The following is a 14,163-nucleotide window of genomic DNA, read 5'->3' on the forward strand; positions in this document are numbered from 1 at the left end:
CGGTTTCAAAAATAAACATCCGCCCCTGCCGTCGGGCGACACGGGCGGATGCTGAAAACGTATGGAAAGGGTGAAGACCTTATTTCTCCACCTGAACGATGGCGTTCTTTTCCATTTCAACCACCACGCCTTCCGCAATCTTGAGGGAAACGGTGCGGTCATTCACTTTTTCCACAAAACCGTGCAGGCCCGCGTTCGTGATCACCTGGTCCCCGCGCTGCAGGGCCGCGATGCGCGCCTGCTGTTCCTTCTGGGCTTTCCGCTGCGGACGGATCAGCATCACCCAGAACAGGACGATGATAATCACAAACATGAACATGGGGCTGCTGAGGATCTGCTGGAACATATTTCCAGATTCCTGTCCGACGGCGGCATCCTGGGCCTGTGCTAACATGAAGATATTCATAAAATGTTATTTGCTTTGTATCGCGCGATGAATGAATCCTTGAAGGAGCCGAACGTGCCGGCGGCTATGGCCTCACGCGCCTGAGCCATCAGCCGCAGATAGAATTCCAGATTCTGGAAAGAAAGCAATCTTAAAGCGAGTATTTCACCGGCTTTAAACAGATGGCGCACGTAAGCGCGGGAGAATTGTGTGACATGCGGATGCCCTTCCGGGTCGATCGGTCGGGAATCCGCGGCCCAGCGCTGGTTCTTGATATGCATGGGGCCGTCCGGAGTCAGGGCCACGCCGTGGCGCGCCAGGCGCGTGGGCATCACGCAGTCGAACATGTCCACGCCGCGGGCGATCATCTCCAGAAGCTGAGGGGGCGTGCCCAGCCCCATGGCGTAACGCGGCTTGTCCTCCGGCAGCCAGGGGGCGGAATGGTCAATGGCGCGCAGCATCTCCTCCTCAGGCTCGCCCACGGAAACCCCGCCGATGGCATAACCGTCAAAATCCATGGCAGCCAGTTCCTCCGCGCACCTTTTCCTCAAATCCGCATAAACGGACCCCTGCACAATGCCGAAATGGTGCTGGCGCCCCTCCCCGGAACGGGGCTCGTGTTCCCGCACCCAATCCTTGCAGCGGCGCGCCCAACGGAGCGTGTAGCCCAGGGAGGCCTCCGCGTACTTCCTGTCGCAGGGATAGGGGGGACACTCGTCAAACAGCATGGCGATGTCACTGCCCAGGTCCGCCTGAATCTCCATGGAACGCTCCGGGCTCAGCATCATGTACGCGCCGTCCAGATGGTTCTGGAACCGCACCCCTTCCTCCGTAATCTTGCGGAGTTTGGCCAGGGACCAGACCTGGAAGCCGCCGGAATCCGTCAGAATGGGGCGGTTCCAGGAGGAAAACCGATGCAGGCCTCCCATCTCCCGTATCAGGGAGGACCCGGGACGCAGGGACAAATGGTAGGTATTCCCCAGGATGATCTTCGCTCCCAGGGATTCCAGATCCTGCGGATGCATGGTCTTGACGGAACCCTGCGTTCCCACCGGCATGAAAATAGGAGTGGGCACCTGTCCATGGGGCAAATCAAGCGTGCCCAGGCGTGCGGCTGTGGTGGAGTCTTTCTGGTGAAGTGTAAAAGGCATGGTAATCAGGCTTTCTGCAATTTAATGAAACGGGAGCGGTAAATCGGTTTCCCCATGGACTCCCATTGAAGCTGGAAATCCGTTTTGGGGTAAAAAAACTCGTCTTCATCCCAGCCTGCGCGGCTGAACAGGCCGCTGCGCTCCACATGGTCCAGCACCCACTGGAAATACTCTTCATGGTCCGTCTTGAACAGGAACTCCCCGCCGTCAGCCAGGGAACGGTGCAGCACGGGCAGAAAATCATCCTGTACCAGGCGGTTCTTATGGTGCCTTTCCTTGGGCCACGGGTCCGGGCACAGGTAATGCAGCCTGGAAATGCACCCCGGCCGCATCAGCCACTCCAGAAAATAGCGGCTCTCCACCCGGAGCACCTTTACGTTTTCCAGTTCCCGGGCTACCGCACGAGAGCAGACGCCCCGCACCCGGCCCAGCAGCCGCTCAATGCCCAGAAAACGGCGTTCCGGATAATGGGCCGCCATCTGGAGCAGGAACCCTCCGTCCCCGCAGCCCAGATCCACCTCAAACGGTCCGTCCGCGCCAAAAATATCGGAGGGCGCCAGCGCCTTGAAAAAATCGTCTGGGATAAAGGCCGGATTTGTCATGGGAATCAACGTGCGCATAAGATGCGTTACAAAACGGACTCTGTCAAATGAGAAGAGCCCCTCCCCGCAAACATGGCGGGAAGAGGCCCGGAGAGACGGAATCACCGCGCCGGGACAGCCTCAGCTCCGGTAATAAAGGCGGTTGTAAATCTTGCGGTCAAAACGGTAATAGCGCGCCGCCCGGTGGGCCACCCCCTCCTCCTTCTCATCCAGGGGGACGATGTAGGGCCGGGAGGCGATCTTCTTATGGAAATTGCGCACGTCCATCGGTTTGCCGTGAATCTCCTCATTCAGCCTCCTGAGCTGGAGCGCCGTAAACTTGGCGGGCAGCATGTCGTAAATCAGCGCGGGCTCCTTCTTCACGGAAGAGCGTATCCTCTCCAGGGCCAGATCAATAATGTCCCGGTGGTCAAACGCCAGTTCCGGAAGCCCGTCCACCGGCACCCAGCGGGTCTTGTGGCTCTCCATCAATTTGCGCAGCTTGGTGGAAATCCTCAGCATGGCCATATACGCCACCGTCACCAGACGGCCGATCTTCTGGCCGGAGACGGCCTCCACCCACTCCCGGTCCGCCGGGTTCTTGATGCGCGCCGGAGCGCCGAAGGTATGAAACTGCTCCAAATGGGGAGAAGACATGCCCGTCATGTCAAACAGGATGCGGCGTGCCGCGGCGTCCAGCTCTTCATCCTCATAAATCAAATCACCGGGCAGCTTGGAAATAGCGCCGGTATGGCCCGGTTCGACATGCGTCTTTTCAACCAGAAGGACCTTCAGCCCTTCCTCATCGAACCCGATCAACACACAATCCACTGAGAGATGCGGATAAAATGCCTGTCTGCTCATTATGTTATCTATATTATTGTAGTAAGTTCCCAGAATCGCACCAACGCTACGCAAGCGGCCCAGTCAAGTCAACCAAAATCAAAACCTGATCCTGAAAGTCCGCGGCGTGCCGCTCCGGCCCTTCGGAGAAGCCTTTTCCCCGGAAGGGAAAACGCGTCAGCGTCTTGCAATCCGCCGTATTCCCGTCCATATATAACCTATGCGCACGGGCATCATCAGCGGAGCGGCCATGCTGGCCGGGCTGTTATGGCTGGCAGCCTGCTCCTCCTCCCCCAAAAGCCGGGACTACCCCGGCTACATGACCCGTCCCTACACCATCCGGGGCCACCGCTACCACCCCATGAGCGTGGAGCAGGCCCTGTCCTATGAACAAACGGGCATTGCCTCCCACTATAACGAATGCGCCCTGTGGGGACTCGTCAGCGGGGAAACGGCCATTGGAGAAAACGTGCGCCCCTGGCACCTGCACGCGGCGCACCCCACCCTGCCCCTCCCCTGCGAGGTGCTCGTCCAATCCCTGCGCACGGGGAAAACCGTGAAAGTCCGCGTCAACGACCGCGGCCCCTTCATCAAAAACCGCCTTATTGACCTGAGTGAAAAAGCCGCGGAACGGCTGGACATGAAACACCACGGGCTGGACCGCGTCAGAATCACCGTTCTTTCCGTGGGAGACGGCAAATGGAAGCGGGAAGCGCCGCCCTACGCCACGCCGGCCTGACTCACTTCAGCACGTTCTGCGTGGTCTTGAAATGCATCTTGGCCACCTTCGGCAGCATCTCCTCCCCGTGCACGGCCACCAGCTGGCGGGCGGCCTTCACCACCTGGCCGGAGGCGCCCAGCGGCAGCTTCATGCCTGCAGCCTCGCCGGCCGCGTCCATCCAGTTCACAAAACGTTCACGCGCCAGAATGGACGCAGCAGCCACCGCCACATCACTTTCCGCCCGGACGCGCTGTTCCAGCCGGATGGACAGCTTTTTGGCCGCCAGCGCCCTTTTCAGGACAAACGGATTGGCAAACTGGTCGCTCAGCGCCATGGGGCAGTCCGGCACCTTGGCCGCCAGCCCTTCAATCACCGTAGCATGGCCCCAGGCCAGAAAACGGTTCAAATTCCTGAACTCCGGATAAAGCTGGTTGTAACGTTCCGGGCCTATGCTTACCAGATGGAACCGGATGCCCGGAACCTTGCGTATCCCTTCCGCCAGGGAACGGATTCTGGCGGAGGAGCCCACCAGCTTGCTGTCGCAGACGCCCAGCTTGCGCAGCGCGGCGCTGATGCGGCCGTCCACATAAACTCCGGCCACCACCAGCGGGCCGAAGTAATCCCCCTTGCCGCTTTCATCAATGCCGAAATGGGCTCCCGTTTTTCCTCCCTCCTCCTCCGCTTCCGCAGGGAGGGACAGAATGCCCGTTACCTGCGGCTCCAGAGTAAACTCTATAAACTCGTCCGTTCCCTTCCCCTGAAGAAGGAGCTTATTCTTCTTCTCGTAAACCGTCGCCAGCAGGGAGGGTCCTGCAAAGGAAAAGCGCGCGTAAGGCACCTCCCTTTTTTCAAACCCCTTTCCCTCCAGAATGGCCTCAAGCCTTCCGGCCTGAGCGTCAGTCAGCATGGTTGTAAATGTGGTGCGCATATCCTCCCTCCCGGCGCCGGAGCGTCCGGCGGCGAATAATGGAAGCATTCAAACCGCTCCGGTCAAGCAAAATCCTCGCATCGCGCGGTTGCGGACGCAAAAATCAAGCATGCCACGGATTATATGATTTTTTAGGAGACAAATCACGGACGCTGAACTATAAAACTCATACATTCATATCATTCTGCACTCCATATGGCTAAAACATTAACAAAACGAGACCTCGTTAACAAGATCAGCGCCGAAACCAACTTCACCCAGATTGAAGTGTTCGACATCGTACAACGTGCCGTGGACATTATCTCCAGCACACTTGCGGAAGGTGACCGTGTGGTGATTCGCAACTTCGGAACCTTCCAGGTGAAGGAAGTGAAGCCCAAAGTAGGCCGCAATCCCAAGAATCCTGACCAGGACGTGCCGATTCCCGCCCGTTCCGTCGTCAAGTTCAAGGTAGGCAAGGAACTGAAGGACCAGGTCGCCAAGCTGACCGCTTCCAAGTAACCTTCCCCCGCAGGAACCAGACAAATTACTCCGGGCGCCTCCATTCAGCAATGGAGGCGCCTTTTTGTTTGCAATTTGCGCGGCAATCGTGAAAATAGGAAACCGTGAGCATGTTCCGGATACAGCACATTCTCCTGATCGCCGCCGCCGGGCTCTGCTCCTGCGCTACCGAACGTACGGTGACGACGAGCATGCAGCCCAAACAGCGTCCGGATTCCCCCAAAACGGATGCGGAGCTGATGGACGCGCTGGAAGCAAAATTCGCCGGCGGCTTCGGCCAGCAGACGGACAAGGAGGGCAACACCACCATGGTCTCCCAGAAGCGGAGCTCCTTTGAAGGGCTCCGTTACAACGGAGATACGTCCCAGATTGAAAAAAAGGCTTTTGAAACCACTGCCTTTGAAAAAAAGAAATTTGACGGAGCCGCCACCAAATTTGAAACCAAAAAATGGGACGGCGTCAAATCCTTCACGGATGGCAAAGTGGATACCCCTGACTTCATCGCCCACGCCAAAGGGGTAAATACCCATTCCTGGCAGGATGCGTCCAAACAATACGCCACCCAGAAATCCGACTTTGAGGGCCGTTCCTGGAAAGACGCGGACAAACACCTGGGCCGCACCGTCAACAAGGACATTGAAGCCAGGCGGCAAAGCTTTGAACAGCCCTCCATCATGAGCGCACGGCAGGCCCAGGCGCGCACCATCCAGGAAACCCGGGAAATGATGGGGCGGACGGACTAGGTCCACACCGTTCCGGACGTGGTCCCATGCCACATTTCAGGTTCGACATTGTTTTCAGCCGCCATCTATAATCCAGCCCGTGAGTGCCAAAGACGTTCCTCCTTCCATCACCCTGCCTACCAGCGACTACTATACCATTGTCAAAATGAGCAATCATGCCGTCGTGGGAGTATTCCGCCAGCATGTCTTTGCCCGCCGCAGCACGCGCCGTTACGCGCCCCCCATCCCGGAGGAACACGACTCCTACTGCGTCAAAAGAACACCTGAACGTGTCATGGTGCAAATCTTTCATGACGGCAACGAAGTTTACCGTTGCATTTTTGTACCGCCTGCCGATTATTGACGGCAGGACAACCATGAACGCGCCTTTTATCAGTCCGGCCTTTTGCCTGATCACAAGCCTGATTGCAGCCTGCTCCTCCCCCTCCGGCCCTAATGCGTGGACGCCGGTCACTTCCGGCCCGCCGCGCGCACCCATCCCGCAGAACGAAGTTCTGGTCATTGATGAATATCCCATGGGGGAATACACGAATGTGGGACACTTTAACGGTCCTGAAGGGCGCATTGTCCATGTATCCATGGAAGACAAGGAACTGATTAACTACTTCACCAAGGAGGCGGCGGCCATGGGCGGCAACACCGTCGTCATTAGGGAACCGCGCATCCGCTACCGTTCCGGGGAAGGCAAGAGCAGCCGGGTGGACGTCATCCATGTGCGGGAGGAAATGGGAACGCACGGAGCGGAAGACCTGGGCATGGATTCCCTGCCCATTGATGAAGAATCCCTCCGGATTTATTAATCCGGCCGGCCCTTTCACTATTCCCCCCGCGCGGTCTTCCGCACGGGGGATTTTTTAACCTTTCCTGTTAGCCGCGCCGCAATGCGGGCACTCCGCACGCGGATTCCCGTCCCGTACATAAAACCGGAACCCGCAAATGCGGCACCTGACCTTGTGCCTGCGGTCCAGGAAAGACCGCACCCAGGCCGTCACCAGGCAGACGAACACCACGGCACAAAATGTTCCCGCTCCCATCAGGAACAGATGCAGCAAAAACTCCCGGAGGGACATGCTCACGGCTCTTCCTCCTTCCATTCAATGGACATGGTGCCGCTGCGCGGCTCCCTGGACGGGGTCCAGCGCAGGGACCGGGCAAACCGCATGGCGGACTCATCCGTCCCGGAACTCCCGGAAGACTCCATCAGCAGCACCTGGGAGGGCACGCCCCAGACATCCACCACCACAAAAAACTCGCTCCTCAACCCCGTATGGTCCTCGCTTCTGGAAAAACCGGACAGGGGCCCGGCGGTGACAATCTGCCCGTCCAGCCCCGGAGAACAAAAAGACAGGTACGGGATGCACGTGCCGGAAACATCCAGGGAAGGATTCAACATGGCGCGGATATGAAAATCCGGATGCTGCCACATGCGCCAGACCTGGTCCGCCACCGTGGGCACGGAGACGGGCGGGAGGGGCGCCAGAGGAGTATCCTCTGAACGCAGGGAGGGCAGCGTGATGCCCGTTTCCCCGATTGGCCCCGCCGTCACCGGATCCGCCCAGACAGGCCCCCTCACGGGCAGGGGCGTATTGCGCAGCACATACTGGTGCAGGCGCGGATTATCCGCGGGCAGCAGCACAACGGCACCCGGCTGCTCCCCTGTCTTGCGCGCTCCCGGAACATCCACATGGACAAACAGGGCGGCAATGAACAGGCAGACGCCGAACACAAGCATCCACAGCAAAATACGCCAGCGTAAAATGCCGGTATCCCGCCAGTCAAACGTCAACCCCAGATGAAGGTCGAAAATCTTGGCCCGGCTCTTTTTGTTCAGCTTCATGCGGAAAAAAGAAAAAATCAATCCGCCGGCTCCGCGGCAATATAGCACGTCATTCCCTTGGCAAGCACCATGTCCACCAGTTCCTGCTCCAGAGCGCGGGAAACAGCGGAATCCAGCCTCAGCGCAATACTCATGCGCCCGCTTCCGTTCCCCTCATGCTCCCGGGAAATACGGTCCAGCTCCGCGGAAACCCCGGGCAGGCCACCCTCAATCAGGCGGTTCCCGATGTAAAAAGCCGGCTGGTCCCCGGCCGTAACGGAAATAAACTCCGCATCCCCCACAATGTTCATCAGGAACCGTGAAGACGGAGCCTTCACCTCATACCCGTACGCCATTCCCACGCGGGAAGTCATGATCGTCAGCACACAAACCAGGACAACGAGATCCAACAGGACGACCACCTGCATGAAAAACGCCCCGGTAGGCAACGTTGAACGGGTCTTGATCTGCACGCGCTTCCTCCTTCCTGGGTTACCTTATACTCCGCGTCCCGTCATGCTCTCCCCCTCCTCGCGCCTCCGGCGTGCGTCGCACACCAGGCAGACGGCCTCCGTGCCGGCCCGTTCCAGGGAATGCACGATCTGGCGGGAGCGGGAAGCCAGGTAGGAATAAAAAAGATATGCCGGAATCGCAATGCTCAGCCCCAGCGCGGAACTCAGCAGGGCCTGGTAAACGGCATCCGACATGGCGAGGGTGGGAGCCTTCCCTTCCAGCAGGCCCGGCTGGGAGTAAAAGCCCACCAGCCCCTGAATGGTCCCCAGCACGCCGATCAGCGGACTGACGGTAGCCACCACCAGCAGGCCGCGGATATTCTTCTCAATCTGGAACACCTCCATCTGCACGGAATCCTCCGCCACGGCCCGCAGCTCCTCACGCGGCAGGCCGGAATGCGCCAGCACGGAGGAAACCACGCGGGGCGCAGGCCCCGGAAGAATGGAAGCCTCATGCCGGGCTTCATCCACGCTGCCGGCATTCACCAGCTTGGAAATGCCCCTTAAAAAATCCCCGGTATTAATCTGAATCCTGTGGAAATATAAAATCCGCTCCGCCACGACCGCCAGCGCATACACGGCCAGAACGCTCAAAACCCAGAACAACGGCCCTATCTTGATGATCAATTCATTCATAACCCTCTTTCTCGCGTTAAATCATGCACACTTTTCGTGAAAATTCAATCCAAACCTATGTAGCCCGGCACCCGAACTTCTGCAGCAGCCGCGTTCCGGCCCACAGCAAAACGGCCCCAATCCACAACCAGGAACCGAAGAACAACAGCCACACCGCATCAAACAGGCACATGCCGGAAAGCAACAGGCCAACCGCCGCCTGAACGCGGGGCCTGCCCGCCTCACGCCGGGCCACCAGGGAAATCACGCACGTAAACGCAAACAAGCCAAAGGCATACCAGGCCAGCGCCGGAGGCAGGGACGGCTCCCCCGCCGCATGGGCAAACACCAGCCCCGCCGCCAGAACCCACAACCCGCGGCACAGCCCCATCAGGAAAATGGACCCGCTCCACAGCTTGTGGAACATATTATACAGGGAAATCACGATCAGCAGCAGGGCCCCCAGCGCAAACTCCCCGCCCAGCACCATATTCAGCACCAGGCCGGACAACCCGGCCGCCAGGGCCAGAAGCCTCAGCACGGACACGCTCACGGCTCCGCACGGCACCGGACGGTCCGGATAACGGGATGCGTCCCACCGGGCGTCCACACGGTCATTCTCCCACATGCCGTACAAATAAAAACACAGCCCCATCAGCACCGCGCCGGCGTACAACCCGGCAGGTGGCAGCTCCGCCCCGCGGACAGCGGCCCAGGCCGCCGCCGCATTGGTAAACAGCGTGGGAATATTGGCCGGACGGGAGGAACGGACCACTCCCTGCAATAAACGGCAATTGTGCATCACCGCGCACTGTATAGGGAAAAACGGCATTTACCAAGCACATCCACAGTCAGCAGAAGCGCGGGGAAAGCCCTCCCTTCCATGAGGGACTCCAGCCATACATACCAAAAAATAGATTGTCTTTGCAGGTCCGTCCCCTATCATCCTGAGACATTAAAGCTTTCCTTACCCCTTCATGAATATCAGGACCCACTTCCAGGCGCTTCTTATCTGTACCATGGCCGTATCTGCACAGGGGCAAAGCATCGCGGACCCACACTCCTCCCTCCCCCGGGCCGTCCAGCTTCACGGGGATGACGGAAGAGAGACGGTGCTCCCGGACGAATCCAAGCGCATTTCCCCGAATGAGGCCCCGGCCTCCCGCATCCAGCCCCAGCGCATCGTCAACCGGATAGCGGCCACCGTGAACGGACGCCCCATCACAGCCAATGAAGTCAGCGTGCGGCTCATGCCCATCGGCGCCCAGCTGGCGGCCCAGTACCCCAAGCAGGGGCCCGAATTCTACAAGCAGCTTGCCCTGGCGAAGAAAAACATCATTGAAGACCTGGTGGAGCGCGAACTCCTCCGCAATGAATTCGAAGGCATGGGCGGCGTCATCCGCGATTCCCTGATCGACCAGGAAATCAACCGCACCATCCTCACCACCTTCAACGGCGACCGCTCCGCCTTCCTGAAAAACCTGAACCTGTCCGGCATGACTATCCGCGCCTTCCGGGAAATGACGAAAAAACAGCTCCAGGTCCAGATCATGCGAGCCTCCAAGTACGATCAGGAAATACCACCCACCCCGGAAGAAATACGGCAGGAATACGAGGCGACCAAGGAACAATACCGGGACCTGACCAAGGACAAGATCAAATTCAAGAAAATCTTCATCCCCATGCTGGGGGACGACTCCGCCTCCACGCCGGAAGTGCAGCTCAACCTGGCGGAACTCATCGCCAAGGAAATCAAATCCAAAAACGCCTCCTTTGAAGACATGGCCAAGCGCTACTCCAAGGACCTGTATGCGGAAAAGGGCGGCGACTGGCCCGTCACGGAGCGCTCCACGCTCTCCCCGGAATCCGCCGCCATCATCTTTGGAGCCCGGACCGGGGAAATCATCGGGCCGCTTGTAGACGCCACCGGCTTCACCATCGTGCTGGTGGAAAAAAAGGAACTGGCCCCGCCTCCCCCGCTTTCCGCCATCAAGGAGCAGATTGATATGATGGCGCGCAACAAGCGCAGCAACGAACGCTATAAAAAATGGGTGGAACGCCTCCGTAAAAAAGCCATCGTCAAGGTGTACATCTGAACCCTTCCCTTTCCTCTCCCCTCCCCCGTTGCCGGACCGGCTCTTCAACGAAGCCGGTCCGGCATCTTCTTTTCATCCCCCTCGGTCCCTTGTCCATCAACCGGACCTTCCGCGCCACTCTCACATCCAGGGGGGCCTTCCGGGCCAAGGCACTTTCCGGAAGACGGGTCCATTCATACAGGACCGGCGTCCCCGGGTCATCACGCCTGACACGTGAGGTCCGGATAAAAAAACCTGGTCAGAAACCGTGTCCTGCGGAATAAAAATCTTGCAAGATCGCGGATTTCCAGTCGTAATATCACAGATATGTTCACCAACATTACACGCACGACCCTCTGCATCACTGCGTTCAGCATCGCCAGCCTCATGGCGGCTCCCTTGGACGCAACCAAAACGGAGAGCCTGGACTGGAACTGGAAATTTGCCCGTTTCGGAAAAATGCCGGATGGCAGCACACAGCCGGAACCTGGGAAAGCCATGGGATTCGCCACTGCCACCAGTGAGGAATCCGGTAATCCGGCGGACAATGCCGTGGATGGGGACAAATCCACCCGCTGGTGTGCCGACGGCGGCAAAAGCGGGGAAAAAATTACCGTGGACATGGGCCGTCCCGTGGATGTGAAAACCATCAACATCCTTTGGGAAAAACAGAACAACCATCTTTTCAAGCTGGAAGGCTCCGGTGACGGGAAACGCTGGACGACCATTGAAGACAAAACTTCCGGACAAAACAACTCCAAGGAAGACACGGTGGAAAACAAGGGCGGCAAGCCCCGCTACTTCCGCATTACCTGCACGGGCAACAACCAGGGCAACTGGGCCAGCATCCGTGAAATCACCTTTAAAGACGGCAAGGGGGAAATCATCCGCCCGCAAGCTGCTACCGGAGCCAGCAAGGCTGACCACCCCTCAAGCCCGGGCTTCAACGACAAAAACTGGCGTTCCCTGAACCTGCCGCATGACTGGGGTGTGGAAGGCCCGTACCGCATGGACCTGCCCAATGAAACCGGCAAGCTCCCCTGGGACGGCATCGGCTGGTACCGCAAGACGCTGGAAGTTCCCGCGGACGCCAAGGGCAACCAATTCTATCTGGACTTTGACGGCGTCATGTCCCGCCCGAAAATCTATGTGAACGGGGACCTGGCCGGAGAATGGAAATACGGTTACGGCTCCTTCCGCGTGGACATCACGCCCTTCCTGAAATTCGGCCAGAAAAACACCATTGCCGTCAGGGTGGACAATCCCCCCAACTCCTCCCGCTGGTATCCGGGCGGCGGCATCCACCGCCACGTCTGGCTCACGGAATCCAACCCCGTGCACATTGAACACTGGGGCGTCTTCGTCAAAACTCCGGAAGTCACCAAATCCGCCGCCAAGGTGGAAGTGGACACTACAGTGAAAAACACCACGGACAAGCCCGTCATTCCCACCGTTACGGAAGAAATCCTGGACGGTGACAAGGTAGTGGCTGCGGCCACCACCAAGGGGGAAGCCATTCCCGCCGGGGAAAAGGGCAAGGTAACCAGCACGCTGTCCCTTAAAAACCCCACCCTGTGGACGCTCCAGGCGCCCCATCTGTACAAGATGAAGACCACCGTCAAGCTGGGTGACAAAATCATTGACCAGAAGCTCACGAACTTTGGCGTGCGCACGATTGAATGGAAACCTACGGGATTCTACCTCAACGGAGAACGCGTTCAGCTCAAGGGCGTCTGCCAGCACCATGACCTGGGGCCGCTGGGCGGAGCCGCCCATACGCGCGGCTATGAACGCCAGATTGAAATCCTGAAGGAATTCGGCGTCAACTCCATCCGTACCTCCCACAACCCCCCCGCACCGGAAGTGCTGGACCTGTGCGACAAGATGGGCATCCTGGTCATTGACGAACTCTTTGACATGTGGCACAGCGCCAAAAAGGGGCAGGACTACCACAACTACTTTGACGAATGGCATGAACGCGACCTGGTCAACTTCTGCCACCGGGACCGCAACCATCCCAGCGTCATCGCCTGGAGCACGGGCAATGAAGTGCCGGAACAGGGCAATAAAAACCTGCACCACGTCTCCCAGACCCTCACGGACCTCTTCCACCGGGAAGACCCCACCCGCAAGGTGACGGCAGGCTGCAATGACGCCAACGCCGCCCGGAACGGCTTTGGCGATACCATGGACGTTTACGGCTACAACTACAAGCCCTGGGCGTACAAGGCCTTCTCCAAGGACCGTCCGGACCAGCCCTTCTATGCCAGTGAAACCTCCTCCTGCGTCAGCACGCGCGGGGAATACTTCTTCCCCGTGGACTGGAACAAGGGCAAAGGCTTCTTCCTCTACCAGGTCAGTTCCTACGACCTGTACGCCCCCGGCTGGGCCTACCGCCCGGACGTGGAATTTGCCGCTCAGGACGACAACCCCAACAGCGCGGGCGAATACGTGTGGACGGGCTTCGACTACCTGGGCGAACCCACCCCGTACAACCTGGACGCCACCAACGCCCTGAACGTGCCGGAAGGGCCGGAACGCGAAAAACTGATGGCGGAACTCAAGAAAATGGGTAACCGCGCTCCCTCCCGCAGCTCCTACTTCGGCATCGTGGACCTGTGTGGCTTCAAGAAAGACCGCTTCTACATCTACCAGGCCCACTGGAGGCCGGACGTCAAGATGGCCCACATCCTGCCGCACTGGAACTGGCCGGAACGCAAGGGGGAAGTAACGCCCGTGCACGTCTACACCAGCGGGGATGAAGCGGAACTCTTCCTGAACGGAAAATCCCAGGGCGTCCGCAAAAAGGGCACCGGAGAAAAGGACCGCTACCGCCTCGTGTGGGAAGACGTGAAATACACGCCCGGCACCCTCAAGGTAGTCGTCAAAAAGGACGGCAAGCCCTGGGCTACGGATACGGTAACCACCACCGGAAAACCGGCGGCGCTCACCCTCAAGCCGGACCGCAGTGAAATCAAGGGAGACGGCTATGACCTCTCCTACGTCACCGTGGCCGTCCGTGACGCGCAGGGCCGCATGGTGCCCCGCAGCAAAAACCAGCTCACCTTCAAGGTAAGCGGTCCGGCGGACATCGCCGGCATCTGCAACGGAGACCCCACGGACTTCACCACCATGGCCAATCCGGAAAACAAGAACATCATGAAAATCAAGGCTTTCAACGGCCTGGCCCAGGTTGTTCTGCGCTCCCGCAAGGGTGAATCCGGAAAAGTGACGCTCCAGGTCATCTCCAACGGCCTCAAGCCGGCCCAGACGACCGTGACGGTTAAATAAA

General features: G+C 58.8%; 17 protein-coding genes. 7 read left to right on the forward strand and 10 right to left on the reverse strand.

Annotated elements, in window-relative coordinates; genetic code table 11:
* Window positions 1-79: 79 nt before the first annotated feature.
* From yajC to HHJ06_RS01540, 4 genes are all read right to left on the reverse strand, one after another.
* Window positions 80-346 (reverse strand): preprotein translocase subunit YajC, encoded by a 267-nt coding sequence (gene yajC / locus HHJ06_RS01525; RefSeq protein ID WP_251841369.1) that lies wholly within the window; start codon window positions 344-346, stop codon window positions 80-82.
* Window positions 347-402: 56 nt separating this feature from the next.
* The gene (tgt, locus tag HHJ06_RS01530) at window positions 403-1,536 is read right to left on the reverse strand and encodes a tRNA guanosine(34) transglycosylase Tgt (protein ID WP_215427045.1); all 1,134 of its coding nucleotides are present in this window, start codon (window positions 1,534-1,536) and stop codon (window positions 403-405) included.
* Window positions 1,537-1,541: 5 nt separating this feature from the next.
* A complete protein-coding gene (trmB, locus tag HHJ06_RS01535; protein WP_215427046.1) occupies window positions 1,542-2,138 on the reverse strand; it encodes a tRNA (guanosine(46)-N7)-methyltransferase TrmB in 597 nt (198 codons plus the stop codon).
* Window positions 2,139-2,258: 120 nt separating this feature from the next.
* A complete protein-coding gene (locus HHJ06_RS01540) occupies window positions 2,259-2,981 on the reverse strand; it encodes an NUDIX hydrolase (protein ID WP_215427047.1) in 723 nt (240 codons plus the stop codon).
* A gap of 199 nt (window positions 2,982-3,180) precedes the next feature.
* Here HHJ06_RS01540 and HHJ06_RS01545 point away from each other — a divergent pair, with 199 nt between their 5' ends.
* Window positions 3,181-3,699 carry a septal ring lytic transglycosylase RlpA family protein gene (locus tag HHJ06_RS01545; protein WP_215427048.1) on the forward strand — a complete coding sequence of 173 codons (519 nt, stop codon included), beginning with the start codon at window positions 3,181-3,183 and terminating at the stop codon, window positions 3,697-3,699.
* A gap of 1 nt (window position 3,700) precedes the next feature.
* Here HHJ06_RS01545 and rnhC read toward each other — a convergent pair whose 3' ends face one another.
* Entirely contained in the window at window positions 3,701-4,588 is an 888-nt protein-coding gene (gene rnhC / locus HHJ06_RS01550) for a ribonuclease HIII (protein WP_251841370.1), read from the reverse strand.
* Between the two features lie 189 nt (window positions 4,589-4,777).
* On the opposite strand from rnhC, the gene HHJ06_RS01555 reads away from it, so the two are divergent.
* From HHJ06_RS01555 to HHJ06_RS01570, 4 genes are all read left to right on the forward strand, one after another.
* Window positions 4,778-5,110: an HU family DNA-binding protein gene (locus HHJ06_RS01555; RefSeq protein WP_256150996.1), complete on the forward strand. Its 333-nt coding sequence runs from the start codon at window positions 4,778-4,780 to the stop codon at window positions 5,108-5,110.
* 110 nt (window positions 5,111-5,220) lie between these two features.
* Complete coding sequence (locus tag HHJ06_RS01560) at window positions 5,221-5,853, forward strand: hypothetical protein (RefSeq protein WP_215427050.1); 633 nt, start codon at window positions 5,221-5,223, stop codon at window positions 5,851-5,853.
* A 79-nt stretch (window positions 5,854-5,932) separates the two neighbouring features.
* A complete protein-coding gene (locus HHJ06_RS01565) occupies window positions 5,933-6,196 on the forward strand; it encodes a hypothetical protein (RefSeq protein WP_012419340.1) in 264 nt (87 codons plus the stop codon).
* Window positions 6,197-6,209: 13 nt separating this feature from the next.
* Window positions 6,210-6,653, forward strand: coding sequence for a hypothetical protein (locus tag HHJ06_RS01570; protein WP_215427051.1), 444 nt, complete (start codon window positions 6,210-6,212; stop codon window positions 6,651-6,653).
* Between the two features lie 54 nt (window positions 6,654-6,707).
* Here HHJ06_RS01570 and HHJ06_RS01575 read toward each other — a convergent pair whose 3' ends face one another.
* From HHJ06_RS01575 to HHJ06_RS01595, 5 genes are read right to left on the reverse strand one after another with little or no spacing between them, the layout of a single operon-like run.
* Complete coding sequence (locus tag HHJ06_RS01575; RefSeq protein ID WP_215427052.1) at window positions 6,708-6,929, reverse strand: hypothetical protein; 222 nt, start codon at window positions 6,927-6,929, stop codon at window positions 6,708-6,710.
* On the reverse strand, window positions 6,926-7,690 hold the full coding sequence (locus HHJ06_RS01580) for an energy transducer TonB (RefSeq protein WP_215427053.1): 765 nt from the start codon (window positions 7,688-7,690) through the stop codon (window positions 6,926-6,928). The genes HHJ06_RS01575 and HHJ06_RS01580 overlap by 4 nt, the downstream gene beginning before the upstream one ends.
* 17 nt (window positions 7,691-7,707) lie before the next feature.
* Window positions 7,708-8,142, reverse strand: a complete 435-nt coding sequence (locus HHJ06_RS01585; RefSeq protein ID WP_215427054.1) for a hypothetical protein — start codon at window positions 8,140-8,142, stop codon at window positions 7,708-7,710.
* A 24-nt stretch (window positions 8,143-8,166) separates the two neighbouring features.
* Window positions 8,167-8,817 (reverse strand): MotA/TolQ/ExbB proton channel family protein, encoded by a 651-nt coding sequence (locus HHJ06_RS01590; RefSeq protein ID WP_102712316.1) that lies wholly within the window; start codon window positions 8,815-8,817, stop codon window positions 8,167-8,169.
* A gap of 55 nt (window positions 8,818-8,872) precedes the next feature.
* A complete protein-coding gene (locus tag HHJ06_RS01595) occupies window positions 8,873-9,598 on the reverse strand; it encodes a UbiA family prenyltransferase (RefSeq protein WP_215427055.1) in 726 nt (241 codons plus the stop codon).
* Between the two features lie 175 nt (window positions 9,599-9,773).
* Here HHJ06_RS01595 and HHJ06_RS01600 point away from each other — a divergent pair, with 175 nt between their 5' ends.
* Window positions 9,774-10,892: a peptidylprolyl isomerase gene (locus HHJ06_RS01600; RefSeq protein WP_215427056.1), complete on the forward strand. Its 1,119-nt coding sequence runs from the start codon at window positions 9,774-9,776 to the stop codon at window positions 10,890-10,892.
* 306 nt (window positions 10,893-11,198) lie between these two features.
* On the forward strand, window positions 11,199-14,162 hold the full coding sequence (galB, locus tag HHJ06_RS01605) for a beta-galactosidase GalB (protein WP_215427057.1): 2,964 nt from the start codon (window positions 11,199-11,201) through the stop codon (window positions 14,160-14,162).
* The last annotated feature ends 1 nt before the right edge of the window (window position 14,163 follow it).

Source organism: Akkermansia muciniphila, from assembly GCF_018709685.1.
GTDB lineage: Bacteria > Verrucomicrobiota > Verrucomicrobiia > Verrucomicrobiales > Akkermansiaceae > Akkermansia > Akkermansia muciniphila_E.

What these genes read in the sequence shown, in the direction of transcription:
- HHJ06_RS01570 (WP_215427051.1), top strand. Translation starts at nt 6,210, where the DNA reads ATGAACGCGCCTTTTATCAGTCCGGCCTTTTGCCTGATCACAAGCCTG.
- HHJ06_RS01595 (WP_215427055.1), bottom strand. Translation starts at nt 9,598, where the DNA reads ATGCACAATTGCCGTTTATTGCAGGGAGTGGTCCGTTCCTCCCGTCCG.
- HHJ06_RS01545 (WP_215427048.1), top strand. Translation starts at nt 3,181, where the DNA reads ATGCGCACGGGCATCATCAGCGGAGCGGCCATGCTGGCCGGGCTGTTA.
- HHJ06_RS01590 (WP_102712316.1), bottom strand. Translation starts at nt 8,817, where the DNA reads ATGAATGAATTGATCATCAAGATAGGGCCGTTGTTCTGGGTTTTGAGC.
- tgt (WP_215427045.1), bottom strand. Translation starts at nt 1,536, where the DNA reads ATGCCTTTTACACTTCACCAGAAAGACTCCACCACAGCCGCACGCCTG.
- HHJ06_RS01580 (WP_215427053.1), bottom strand. Translation starts at nt 7,690, where the DNA reads ATGAAGCTGAACAAAAAGAGCCGGGCCAAGATTTTCGACCTTCATCTG.
- galB (WP_215427057.1), top strand. Translation starts at nt 11,199, where the DNA reads ATGTTCACCAACATTACACGCACGACCCTCTGCATCACTGCGTTCAGC.
- trmB (WP_215427046.1), bottom strand. Translation starts at nt 2,138, where the DNA reads ATGACAAATCCGGCCTTTATCCCAGACGATTTTTTCAAGGCGCTGGCG.
- rnhC (WP_251841370.1), bottom strand. Translation starts at nt 4,588, where the DNA reads ATGCTGACTGACGCTCAGGCCGGAAGGCTTGAGGCCATTCTGGAGGGA.
- yajC (WP_251841369.1), bottom strand. Translation starts at nt 346, where the DNA reads ATGTTCCAGCAGATCCTCAGCAGCCCCATGTTCATGTTTGTGATTATC.
- HHJ06_RS01560 (WP_215427050.1), top strand. Translation starts at nt 5,221, where the DNA reads ATGTTCCGGATACAGCACATTCTCCTGATCGCCGCCGCCGGGCTCTGC.
- HHJ06_RS01600 (WP_215427056.1), top strand. Translation starts at nt 9,774, where the DNA reads ATGAATATCAGGACCCACTTCCAGGCGCTTCTTATCTGTACCATGGCC.
- HHJ06_RS01540 (WP_215427047.1), bottom strand. Translation starts at nt 2,981, where the DNA reads ATGAGCAGACAGGCATTTTATCCGCATCTCTCAGTGGATTGTGTGTTG.